The 12,546-nt window shown below is 64.8% G+C and carries 7 protein-coding genes; 4 read left to right on the forward strand and 3 right to left on the reverse strand.

Annotated features, from left to right (window positions below; genetic code table 11):
- Positions 1 to 83 precede the first annotated feature (83 nt).
- Both QMK32_RS07355 and QMK32_RS07360 read right to left on the reverse strand, forming a co-directional pair.
- Entirely contained in the window at positions 84 to 2,159 is a 2,076-nt protein-coding gene (locus QMK32_RS07355) for a helix-turn-helix transcriptional regulator (RefSeq protein ID WP_283474055.1), read from the reverse strand.
- A gap of 8 nt (positions 2,160 to 2,167) precedes the next feature.
- The gene (locus QMK32_RS07360; RefSeq protein ID WP_283474057.1) at positions 2,168 to 3,943 is read right to left on the reverse strand and encodes an Hsp70 family protein; all 1,776 of its coding nucleotides are present in this window, start codon (positions 3,941 to 3,943) and stop codon (positions 2,168 to 2,170) included.
- A 249-nt stretch (positions 3,944 to 4,192) separates the two neighbouring features.
- Here QMK32_RS07360 and QMK32_RS07365 point away from each other — a divergent pair, with 249 nt between their 5' ends.
- The 3 genes from QMK32_RS07365 (at position 4,193) to QMK32_RS07375 (ending at position 9,564) form a co-directional block, all read left to right on the forward strand.
- Entirely contained in the window at positions 4,193 to 6,193 is a 2,001-nt protein-coding gene (locus QMK32_RS07365) for an IniB N-terminal domain-containing protein (RefSeq protein ID WP_283474059.1), read from the forward strand.
- A gap of 105 nt (positions 6,194 to 6,298) precedes the next feature.
- A complete protein-coding gene (locus QMK32_RS07370; protein WP_283474062.1) occupies positions 6,299 to 8,110 on the forward strand; it encodes a dynamin family protein in 1,812 nt (603 codons plus the stop codon).
- A complete protein-coding gene (locus tag QMK32_RS07375) occupies positions 8,107 to 9,564 on the forward strand; it encodes a dynamin family protein (RefSeq protein ID WP_283474064.1) in 1,458 nt (485 codons plus the stop codon). Before QMK32_RS07370 ends, QMK32_RS07375 begins: the two co-directional genes overlap by 4 nt.
- 8 nt (positions 9,565 to 9,572) lie before the next feature.
- On the opposite strand, the gene treS is transcribed toward QMK32_RS07375, so the two are convergent.
- Positions 9,573 to 11,753 (reverse strand): maltose alpha-D-glucosyltransferase, encoded by a 2,181-nt coding sequence (gene treS, locus QMK32_RS07380; protein WP_283474066.1) that lies wholly within the window; start codon positions 11,751 to 11,753, stop codon positions 9,573 to 9,575.
- Positions 11,754 to 12,031: 278 nt separating this feature from the next.
- Here treS and QMK32_RS07385 point away from each other — a divergent pair, with 278 nt between their 5' ends.
- Positions 12,032 to 12,529 (forward strand): Pro-kumamolisin, activation domain family protein, encoded by a 498-nt coding sequence (locus tag QMK32_RS07385; RefSeq protein ID WP_283474068.1) that lies wholly within the window; start codon positions 12,032 to 12,034, stop codon positions 12,527 to 12,529.
- Positions 12,530 to 12,546: the final 17 nt, after the last annotated feature.

Consider the following 12,546-nt stretch of genomic DNA (forward strand, 5'->3'; position numbering starts at 1 on the left):
CGTCGTCTACATATGCCTTGTGGGCGGAGTACTGAGATAGATGTCGTATGCAGGCCCGCAGAAGTTACACAGCCCGCGCACGACTACACAGTAGTTCCGTAGCCCATCCCACGCAGCATCGATAGAAGCTCCGATCGCGAGCGCGCACCGAGGCGCCGCTTGATGCGCGCGACGTGGTGTTCGACGGTCTTGGCAGAGATATAGAGCCGATTGCCTGCTTCGCGGTAGGTGATGCCGAGGACGAGCATTTCCGCGACTTCGGCCTCGCGTGCGCTGAGCGCACCTTTCGGCTCTGCGGTTACTGCGGTCGGTGCCGCGACGGGCTGGCGAAGTGATCGAGCCACCTGGAGCAGTGTGGTTGCCGCTCGGGTGTCGGCGACGCGCAGTGCGGCCTCGCCGGCTAGGCGGGCGCCGTCCCAAGACAATCCGAACTGGGTGAGGGAGTGGGCCGCGGCTTCGACGTCGGAGACGTTCGGATGGCCTTGCAGTACGCCCAACCAGGCGCGACCGGCGGAGGCAAGGGTGGCGCTGTACCGGTTCGATTCGGCTGCCGAGGCGAGTGCCCGCGCATGCGGAACCAGTTCGGCGGGATTCTCGGCAGCAATGGCGGCCTGAACTCCGTACCAATGAAATGCCGACGCCCAGGCAGTCGGCTCGTCCAGGCCCGCGAGTACGGAATCGACCTGTGCAAGCAGATGCGTCATGCGGTCGGGTTGACCCACCCGCACGGCCCCGAGCCAGAGTTCACCGATCGGTAGCAGTGAAAACAAGTCGGCCGAGTATTCGGCGATGACGTCCTGCGCATCGTCCCACGCATTGATCAGTGCCCCTCGGTCACCGGACCGGCGGGCCAGCCCGACTCCGATCGCGTGGAAGAAGAGTCGATTTCGACTGTGCGAAGACGGGATCCGCATCGTCTCGATGCGGGATGCTGCTGCCGCCACATCACCGGACAGCATGCTCGCCCAGGTTTGGAGCAATGCAATTCTGGTGCCGCTCGGATGCTGCATGGGTGCGGTGGACCGCGACACCAGCGATTCGGCGCGCCCGAGATCGCCGCAGTGCAGCGCGAACAGAATGGCGGTTGCCGACGCAGTCTCGGGTGCTGTTCGCCTGGCGTCGGCGCCGGACAGTGACACCGCGCGCATCAGCGTGTTCGTTGCTGCAGTGGTCTCGGCCGTCGACTCCGCGGTGATGGACTGCTGCAACCCACTGGCCAGCAGGGTCAGCGCAGCGGTCGCCGACGTGGGCGGTGCTGTAGACACGGCCGTGACCGGTGGCACGACGCCTGCCACCGAGGCGACGACGGCGGCCAGTGGGGCGTCCGTTCCTGCGCGGTCGGGGCCGAGCCACTCGTAGAGTTGACGTCCCCGCTCGGTCATGCCCCGCTCGGCAGCAACGGTCGCTGATGTCCTTATCGCTGTTCGCAATTCGCCCGCACTCACCGAATCGCTGTGCTCGAGAATGTGATCACCGAATCTTTCGGCTGCATCGAGATCGCCGAGTGCAGCTGCTACATCGGCCCGTCGCGCAGCCAAGGTCAGTGGTTCGGCGCCCGCGTCGACGGCACACGAATACAGCGTCGCGGCGAATTCGGGCTCGGCGCCATCACCTTGGACGACGAGGAAGTGCGCCAGCTGCGGATGCCGAACGCCTGCACCGGCGATGGCCACCGCCATATCAGCGTCGAGAGTGTCTGTCTTGCTTCGATATTCGAGCAAGGTGGTAAGCATCTCCGACAGTCGAGGTGTGCCGAGTGAGGCTAGTAATGCCTCGGTGACGCCGGACAGTGGAGGAGGTTCTTGTGCCAATACGCCTGCTGCGAGTGCACTCTCGCGCACTGCCACTGGATCGACGGATCCCTCGGTGAGTTCGGTCAGCACCTCGGTGTCGGATTCGGCGCCGAAATGGGCCAGCGCGACCACACTCTGCTCGGCGCGGGGCAACGCTGCGAGGTACGCCACTCGATGAGCGTGGACAGCGTCGACGACGACCTTGGTGACCGACACGTCGGCGTCGACGCGTCTACTGGCCTCCAGCGCGACGTCGACGGCATTCTCACATCCACCGGTGGCGGTCAGGATGGTCCCGGCCAGCGCACGGGAGATCGGTCGCCCAGCATCGGTTGCCCGGGCGGCGATGTCGGACTTGGTCAGCACGAAAGCTGCTACTTGTTGCCGGGCAACGGAACGATTCCGACGATGTCTCCGAGGGCATTACCGGTGCCCTGAACGACACCGCCGACGCCCTGAAGCACGTTTCCTGCAGCGTCTCCGGCGTCGGACAATCCCGGACCGGTATACGCCGGTGGTGTGTAGACGGGTGGTGTGTAGGCGGGCGGGGTATATCCCGGGAGCTGCGGATTCGGTGCGGGCGCACCCGGTGCGGGCACGACCGGCGCTGTGACACCCGGCGCTGGAGCAGGGGCGCCGGGCGCTCCGACCTCGACGGCCGGGACGACGGCGGATCCAGGAGCGGAGACGATCGAGCCGTCAGCGGCGATAGCGGTTCCCGGTGCCGGGATCAGGCTGCCGTCGGCAGCGATGGTCGGAGCAGGTAGACCGTTTGCGGGCGTGCCCATTTCGGCAACGGTGGCGGCAGTTACCGCCGACGTACTGGCTCCGGTGCTGCTCTCCGACACCGAATCGACCGGCGCATCGTCGGTGGTCAGTGCGGTTCCTACGGACAATCCGCCACCGGCGATGACCACGAGCGCGGCAACGGAAGCGAAGACGATGCCGACCTTTCTGCGGCCGGATGTTCCGGGCGATTCGGTCGCGGACGCAGCAGCAGAGGATGCGAACGCCGGGCGCGGCGCGGGTCGGGTGACGGCGGCGGCAGCGGCCACCGGAGCGTCGAGGACGGCTGCGCGGGCGATCTCGTTGGCGAGCAAAGCTGCGCCGATTGCGGGGATGCGGTCCGGATGCGGACTGGTGACCACCGGAACACGCATGTGTGAGGAAACAAGTTCGGCGACAAGGGGAATGCTGGAGCTGCCACCGATGAGGAGGACCTGCGTCACATCGGAGACGTCGAGGCCCGAGGTGTGCAGCACGTCGCGAATCAACTCGATGGAATCGAGAACCGGGCGGCGGATCAAGTCTTCCAGTTCGCCACGAACGAGCCGTGTCTCGGTGTGCACCGAGGGAAGGTCGACGGTCAGCGTCGTCGCCGTCTCGGAAGAGAGTTCTTCCTTCGCCTCACTGCAGCGTGCACGAAGTTCGACGAGGGCGCCGACGGTATCGGGATCGAACGGGTCGAATTCGAAGGAGGCGCTACTGGCCGCGGTGTCGAGCACGTGCTCGGTGATCAGGTGGTCGAACTGTGCTCCGCCGAAGTCGGTGGAGTTGGCTCCGGCTCCGATGGTTCCGGCTTCGGCACCGGTGCGCATCAGGGTGATGTCGAGGGTGGAGGCGCCGAGGTCGTAGATGACGACGAGGCCGTCGTTCGCTGCGCCGCGTGAACCCTCGAGCCAGCGCATGGCCGCCGCGGAGTCGGGGACGAGTGTCGCATCGGGCACGCCTGCACGTTCCAAAGCGCCTTGGAGCACGTCGGTCGTATAGGTCGACCACCGGTCGGGATAGGTGACCACGACGGTGGGATCACAGGCGGCGCCCGCACACGCTTCGGCAACGAGGGCCCGCGTGGCAGTGGCGAAGAGGTCCTCGGCCTGATGCGATCGTCCGTCCTCGTCGATGACAGGAACGGGATCTCCGACGCGGTCGGCGAATCCGCTGATCAGATAGCGGTTCTGGCGATCGTGGCGCCCGGAGAGGCTGGGAGCGGCACCGGGGCGAAGGTCCAGGGCGGACCTGCGAGTGACGGTGAGCATTGCTTCATCGGTGGCGAAGTCGCGGGGTGCGTGGGGATCTTCGGATGTATCGAGGGCAGCCACCGAGGCAGCTGTTCCAATCCGTATGCCGAGCCCTGCGCTCATCTTCATCTCCGGCTTCTTGTTCGATCCGCACGTCCTATCGATCTTGTGTCGGAAGCATCGCACCTTTCGTTACGTCTCACAGCAGGTGAATCGGTATCGGCGGTGAAATCCCCTAACGGCTCCGAATCCCCTAACGGCTCACCCCTGGGCCGGTCGGTCCGACTAGGGGGATCGACCCCGTTCTGCCGGGCGCCGGCGGCACATAGCTTTGTGATCAACCACGAAAGACCGAGCAAAAGAATGGAGCCACTTCACATGGCCACCAACGCAGTACTCGACTTCATCCTCAGCCTCCTTCGCGACGACAAGGCAGCTGCCGCATACTGCGCCAACCCGGATATCGCGCTGGCCGCGGCAGGGCTGGGCGATGTGTGCCACGCCGACATCGTCGCTGTTGCCCCTCTGGTAGCCGAGTCCGGGCTGTTCGCAGGAGCAAGCTCGCAGCTCTCGTCCATCCTCGGTGCAGGTGCATCGGGAAGCATCGAAGGCGGCCTGGCCGGTGGCGGCACAGTCGGCGGTGGGCTCGGCGGTGGACTATCGACAGGCCTCGGACTGACAGCCGGTGCTGTCGCAGGCGGAGGACTGGCAGGTGGCGGACTCATCGGAGGCGGAATCGGCGGTGGAGTAGATGGCGGAGTCGGCGGCGAGGTGGATCTGGCCGGTGACATCGCGGTCCAGATCGGTGCCTCGCTCAGTGCAGCTCTCGCCGCAGGCGGACATGTCGGAGCCGACCTCGGCGCAGCATTCGGTGCCGCACTCGAAGCTGCCATCGGCGCGGGCGGATCGATCGATCTCGGTGGCGCGGCAGATCTCGGTGGCGCCCTGACCGGACTCATCGGCGGCGGAATCGAGCTCGGCGGCGAGGTCACCGGAGCATTCGAGGCAGCGCTCGATGCCGCACTCGGTGCAGTCGGCAGCATCGATCTCGATGTCCTTGCCGGTGTGGACGGCGCCCTGAGCGCTGCACTCGGCACTGTTTTCGGCGTCGGCGGAACCATCGGAGCCGATCTCGGCGCCGCGCTCGGTGACGTCTTCGGTGCCGTGATCGGTGAAGGCGCACTCGATCTCACCGGCGATCTCGGTGTGGCATTGAGCGCCGGCCTCGGACTTGGAAGCGACATCGCGGTCGGCCTGGGCTCGGCACTCGACGCCGCGTTCAGTGCAGGCGGGGGAATCGGCGTCGAACTCGGCGGAGCCCTGGAGAGCGTCCTCGCCGTCGACGGTGACCTCGGCGGCACCCTGGGCGCAGCGCTCGGCGCTGTACTGGACGCCGGCGCATTGGCAGACCTCGACCTCACCGGAATCGCGGACGCCGACATCGGCGCCCTCGTCGGCGGCGCCCTCGGCACTGCCCTCGATCTGGACGTCAGTGTCGTCGGCAGCCTGACCGCTGCGCTGAACACTGCGATCGATGCGTCGGGCGAGGCAAGTGTTGCGACCACGCTCGAAGGTGTTCTCGGCGGTGCATTCAGCGTGGGCGGCGAAGCCGGGGCAGGTCTCGGAGCCGCCTTCGACGGTGTTCTCGACGCGAACGGAGCACTCGATCTGAGCGCAGTCCTCGGCGGCGGTCCCGAACTTGGAGCAACTCTCGACGGCGCTCTCGGATCAGCTCTCGACGCGGCAGGAGGTGTCACAGGATCCGGCGATCTCGACCTCAGCGGTCTTAGCGGGGCAGGCGTCACCGGTGGAATCGACAGCGGCATCGACGCCGTCGGCGAAGCAGGCGCGGGGGTCTCCGGCGGATTGTCCGGGCTTGCCGGGTTGGGTGGCGGACTTGCCGGAGGGCTCGGTCACGCGGGCGGTGAGCTGGGTGGCTCGCTGACCGGCGCGCTCGACGGCGCAGCAGCGGGTGCAGCGGACATCGGCGGCGGCGTAACCGGAACCATCGACGCAGGCGCATCCGCTGGTGCCGACGCGGCTGTCTCCACGGGCGCAGAGGTAGCAGGCGCACTCGGTGGTGGGCTCGGGTCGGCTACCGATCTGTCCGCCGATCTATCCGGTGCCGCTGCCGGTGGCGCCGACATTGTCGGTGCCGTCACCGGGGGCATCACGAGCGGCGCATCCGGATCGTTCGATTCGACCTCGTCCTTCGATTCGAGCGCCTGGTCCGGCGTGGATTCGAGCATCTTCGGACAAGCACAGTCCGACGCCGGCCTGCACTCGGACACCAGTCTTCACGGAGACCTCGACAGCTCGGCACAGTCTGTTGCCGACCTGTCGACCGGTGATCACCACACCGATCTGCTCGACCCGTAACCACGCAGTTGTAGGCGGCCCCGGGCGGTTCGGTTCGCCCGGGGCCGCTCTGTCGTTAGAGTTCACCCGAACGCTCGAGAAGGAACGTGTATCGGAAAGAAGGCTATGGACGGGCAATCGAAGCAGCTGGCCGATTTGCTCGATCGCACTGCGGAAGTGGCGCAGAGCGTCGGTCGGTCCGATCTCGTGTCGAGGGTGGAGCTCGCGAAGGAGCGAGTGCTCGATCCCAGAAGGCGCATCGTCGTCGTCGGGCCCCTGAAACAGGGAAAAAGCCAATTCGTCAACTCGTTGCTGAACCTCGACGTGTGTTCGGTCGGTGACGACGAGACGACCGCCATCCCCACCGTCGTGCAGAACTCGGAACGTTCGTATGCAGAACTGGTGCTCGCCGATCCAGGCAACGACGCCGTTCGGGTCGAAGTACCGCTCGAAGATCTACAGACCATCACCCCTGCGGATCCTCGGGCGCAATCCCGCGAGGTCCTTCGGCTCGAGGTCAACGTACCCAGTCCGCTATTGGCCGACGGGCTCGTGCTCGTCGATACACCTGGCGTGGGTGGTCATGGAAACCCGCATGCCGCAGGCACACTCGGTTTGATACCGTCCGCAGACGCGGTACTGGTCGTCTCCGATGCCAGTCGCGAGCTCACCGAGCCCGAAGTGTCTTTTCTTCGACAGGTTCTCGGCCTCTGCCCTTCGGCGGCATTGCTGGTCACCAAAACTGATCTCTATCCACACTGGCGGCAGATCGTCGACGCCAACCTCGCTCACCTGGCGCGTGAAGGCCTCGATGTGCCGATCATTGCGCTGTCGTCTTTGCTGCGATCACACGCACTTCGGCTCACTGACGAGGAGTTGAACAGTGAGTCGGGATTTCCCGAGCTCTACACGTTCCTTCGTGAGAACGTCCTGTTGCGCGCCGATGCGACGACGCGAGCTGCGGTGTCGCTCGACATCAGGTCGGTCACCGAGCACCTCGCGCTGGCAATGGGGAGTGAGCTTGCGGCACTGCGTGATCCGCAGCGAGCCGAGGCAGCTGTTGCCGGACTGCAACGGGCGAAAGCGGCGGCCGAGGAGCTGCACAAGAAGACCTCGCAGTGGCAGCACACCCTCTCCGACGGTATTGCCGACCTCGCCGCGGATATCGACCACGACCTGCGTGATCGACTGCGTCGAGTGACACGCGAGGCGGAGGAGACCGTGGACGCGGGGGACCCGAGTTCGGATTGGCTCGAGCTCGGCAACTGGCTCGAAGAGCAGATCGCGGCATCGGTCGGCGACAACTTCGTGTGGGCACATGACCGTGCGTTGTGGTTGTCCGGGCTCGTCGCGGAGCACTTCGCGGCCGCCGGCGCCGTCGCACTGCCCGATCTGGATCTGGGTGATCTCGACGGCATCCTCGAACCCGTTGCCTCGCTTGCCGATCTGGAGTCGGGGAAGACCGGGATCACCCAGAAAGTCCTCGTTGGAATGCGTGGATCGTATGGAGGGGTGCTGATGTTCGGGCTCATCACCACCTTCGTCGGGCTCAGTTTGCTCAATCCGATTTCCATCGGTGCCGGTGTGCTGCTGGGCACCAAGGCGTACAAGGAAGACAAGGAAAATCAGGTCAGGGCTCGTCGTTCGGAAGCCAAGATCGCGATTCGTCGCTTCACCGATGACGTCAGCTTTCAGGTCGGCAAGGAATCGAAGGATCGGCTACGCCTGATTCAGCGGGTGCTGCGCGATCACTTCACTTCCATTGCCGAGCAGACGCTGCGATCGCTCAACGATTCACTGCGCGCAGCGCAGGAGGCGGCAAATGTCGAAACAGCCGAAAGGTCGACGCGTACAGGGCATTTGGACCAGCAAATGAAGGCCGTCGCGGAGCTCAACGAGCGTGCCTCCGCTCTCGTGCGAAGCGGCCGGGCGCAGTGACACCGCTCGCCGATGCCCGTGAGCTGATCGCCGCCGCACGCGCCGCATATTCGATCGACACCTACGCTGCTGCCGCACTGACCGAGGTACTGGACCGGCTGGGTCAGCCGCTACGCGTCGCGCTCGCCGGGTCGCTCAAGGCCGGTAAGTCGACACTGCTCAATTCTCTTGTCGGGCAGGATATAGCGCCGACCGACGCTACCGAATGCACCAAGGTCGTCACCTGGTATCGCAACGGAGCCAGTCCGAACGTCACTGCCTGGTACGACGGAGGCAAGTCCACACACGTGCCGGTGCAGCGCCGCGACGGACGCTTGGCGTTCGACCTCGGCGACCTGACGGCGCCGGATGTCGACCGTCTCGAAGTCGAATGGCCAGCGCGCGCCCTGACGCACAGCACCATCATCGATACGCCCGGCACCTCCTCGCTCTCCCGAGACGTGTCGGCTCGCACGCTGTCGATGCTGACGCCGGAGAACTCGTCCTCCGGGGCCGACGCCGTCGTATATCTGATGCGGACGCTCAACGCTACCGACGTGAGCTTTCTCAGTCAGATCGGTGCTCATGTCGGCGGTGAGTCGGGACCGCTCGGTGTGATCGGAGTCGTCTCACGTGCGGACGAGGTCGGGGCAGGCCGGATGGACGCAATGATGTCCGCGCACGAGGTCGCGGCCCGGTTCGCTGCGGAGTTGGAATCGACAGGACTGTGCCAGGCCGTCGTGCCCGTTGCGGGGTTGCTCGCGCTGGCCGCTGGAACCTTGCGGCAGTCGGAGTTCGCGGCCTTCGAAACCCTGGCAGGTGTGCCCGAGAAAGATCTGGCGTTGGCGATGCTGTCGGCCGACCGGTTCTCCCGACCCGGACTGCTTCCGGTCGATGCGGATCTGCGGGCGTCGATCGTCGATCGCTTCGGCATGTTCGGAATCAGGATGGCGATCACTCTGATCAAACTCGGCGTCCGTGATTCGCCGACACTGGCAGCGGAACTGACCGAACGGAGCGGGTTGAGCGAACTGCGCTCGGTGATCGACGTGCAGTTCGGTCAACGCGCGGACCAGCTGAAACTACATTCGGCACTCGTCGCGCTGCAGCGCATTCTCGAATCACGGCCGATTGCACAGTCCACAGTCTTCCGGGCCGAAGCGGGCAGGATGCTGGCCGACGTGCATGGCTTTCAAGAACTACGGCTGCTCGGACGGCTACGGTCGACCGTCCCGAAGCTGCCCGACGGCGATCTCGCGGAACTGCAACGGATCATCGGCGGATATGGCATCGACAGCGCCGTCCGGCTCGGCTTGGATCCGGACTCCGGACCGGCCGAGCGCCGCGATCGGGCGCTCGACGCGATCTCGAAGTGGCGCAGACTCTCCGAGCATCCACTGCTCGATCAGTTCACCTCGCGGGCCTGCGCCGTCGCAGCGCGCAGCGCCGAAGGTGTTGTCGCCGTAACGCGTTGATCCGTGCGTCAGCGCAGGATGACCGGCACCCCCTGGTACGGGGCGAGGGTCATCGGGAAGCTGTTGAGCTCGTCGACCACGCCGAGCTCCGAGTCGTCGAACATGTCGAAGACGCCCGCGCCCGGTGTCAGGAACTTGGATTGAATCGTGGCCGCTACCTCGTCGGAGGAGAAGTTGATGACCGTTGCCTGAATCGTGCCCTGGCCCAGTTCGTGCACCATCACCAACAAACCCTTGTGTGAGACGGTCGGTACATCGAGTTGCTGCGCGGTCGCAATGCCGAACCTGTTGCGAATCTCGATGATTCGACCGAGCCGGCTGGCGAACGAGTTCGGATCCTTCAGCTGTGCAGGCAATGCACCGTAGAGGCTGCGGCCACGGGGTATGCCCGATTCCGAGCGGACCGCGTCGGGGAAACTGTCCATCAGATCGTGCGCGCCACGGTTGATCCAGCGGGTATCGCCTTCGCGAATCAATTCGGCGACGTCCTCGGCGTCGATGGGGAGCACACCGAGCAGGTCCCAGCCGGACAACGCGAATACGCCCGGTTGCAGGGCGTTGAAGATCGCGAGCATCAGATGAACGGTTCTGACAGTGTCGATATCGGACTCGTCCATCCGATCGAGATCGCGGATACCGAGTGAAGCGGTGATGACACTGGCTGTGGTGCAGGCGATTCCGTTGGTGGTGAAGGTTCGGTTGTACGGCGCCCAACGTCCGGTGAGTCGATCGGTGAGATCGGACCGAATCAGATCGCCCAGATCCGAACCCTTCACGACGTCGCCGCAGTAGTGGAACTCGTCCTCTGCATGCAGCGTTGCGAAGTGGATGAGCTCGAAGGTCAGCTCATCGTGGTTCTGCAGCGCGTGCACCAGCGAGGCCGGGTCGACGCCGTGGTCACGGCACAGCGTCATGGTGAGCCTGAGGAATTCGGTATTCCCCATGACGAGCGCGTGATGGTAGGCGGGCCGGTTTATGAAGTCGTACGACAGGTCGGCGCCGTTCTCGCTCATCGCCTTGATGTCGTCGATCGTCAGATTCAACTCTTGGAACGTGAATCCGCCCATCTTGCGCACCACACTGGCGATCAGATGATTGGCGGCCTCCGACAGTGGGTGGCCCTCGGACCAGCCGGGGCCTTCCGCGCGGCGCTCGACACCGAGGAAGCCATTGGCGTCCAATCGCAATGCACCGGCACCGAGGTCAGCAATGGAATGGCATGCGTCGCCGATGACCAGGCGCATACCGGCGAACGACGGGTCGAGCCAGTTGATCGACGGCTGCCCGGCCTTGAAGTAGTGCAGGTACACCCAACGGCGCTCGACGCCGTCGATGCCGACGACGGGAGCTGTTGCGCTCCAGTTTGTTTCCTTCACGCCGAGCTCGTAGAAGATGACCCGTTGGAGCTGACCGATGATGTAGCCGGCGCGCGCGAGATTGGCTTCGGCCTCGGCGTCGATGTTCTGCGAGTCGGCACCGGCACGGACACGCGGTAGTAGATGCCAATCCTCCGGCTCGATCTCCACCATGTGGTAGATCCCCGGGTAGTCGGAGACTGCCATTTCGGCGAGACGAAAATCCGCCCCCTTGCCGGTGTGCCCGGGGACGATGTCGTCGATGACTATGCCGTCGTATGCGGAGGCGACGACGCACAGGCGTCGGAACTCTTCTTCCGAGCCGAACGCGGGATCGATCTTCATCCCGATCCGATCGAAATGGCCGTCTACCGAGGGCGTCGGCTTCCAACCGTGGATACCGCCGGCGACCTTGACCGGTCCGGTGTGGACGGCGGTGATGCCGATATCGGAGAAGGCCTGCCAGAGCTCTTCGTCGCCGAGGGTGTGCAGAAAGCTGGTCTGTGGAGCGTTGATCACCGAGATCGGGTAGGCGGTGAACCAGACGGGCGCGCGCTCGACGGCTCCTCGTGGGTTGGGGTCGGCGTAGGGGTTCTGCCACATGCTGCCCTTGCCGGAGAGCTGTTCGGCGATGAGTTTGGCATCCCTCAGCATCGACTGCTCGGTGAGCCATTCGACGTATTCGGGATTGGCGGCGGAAGGATCGCTGTCCTGGGATGTGTTCCCGATCCGGTTTGCCCGACGGACGGAGGGGCGAAGCGGTCGAGGTCTGGCCGGATAGAACTTCTCGTCGTAGGTGATCTCGCTTGGTTCGTGCTGCACTTCGGGATCCATGTGCCTCCGTAGCCTCGCTTTTCCTCAAACCCTACGTAGGGAACGGACGGTCCGCAGACTCGAGCATCCCCGGTCGGGGCGCAGGCGAAACCCGATGCACTGTGCTCGGTTCGGGAATTACATCGATGTTCTTCTCGCAGAACGTGATCGACCGGTAAGCAAAGCGTCATTCAATCGAGACCGCCTGGTATGGAAAGTCTGGTTCGCATAGGTAATAGTCAATCTGGCAACAACAACATCATCTGCACCAACAACCTCACCTGTCACAGGAGACTCTCATGCGTCACATCGCCCGCGCCACCGTCCTGGCCTCGACAGCCGCTCTTGCCGCCGCCATGGGTGCGGTCGTCCTGGCGCCCATCGCCTCTGCGGAACCCGAAGCACCCGCAAGCCCCTTCGGTTCCTCGGTCGCCGAATCGCCCGACCTCGTCGTCACGATGAAAACGGCATGTGTGGCGAAAGACGAGAAGAAGCCCGAGGGCGAGAAGGTCGGCGCACTGGAGATCTCGGTCGAGAACGTCGGTAAGGGTGCCGCCTCCGCAGTGTCCGTCAACTATGCGGTGCTCCCGGATGTCAACGGTGCCGCCACCGTGGAAAAGGTCGATCCGGGTAAAACGGAAAAGGTAATCGTGCCGAGTGGGGCAGCCGAGTGGGTCTCGCGCCCGGGCGGCGTAGCAGTGTTCTCGCCGCAGCTCGATGCCAACTACTCGAACAACGTCGCGGTCGGCCTGCTCAGCGTCGATTGCGCACCGGAACCTGCCGACACCGAGGAGTAACAGCGGAAGGCTTCACC

Origin of the sequence: Rhodococcus sp. H29-C3 (assembly GCF_030063405.1) — a bacterium.
GTDB lineage: Bacteria > Actinomycetota > Actinomycetes > Mycobacteriales > Mycobacteriaceae > Rhodococcoides.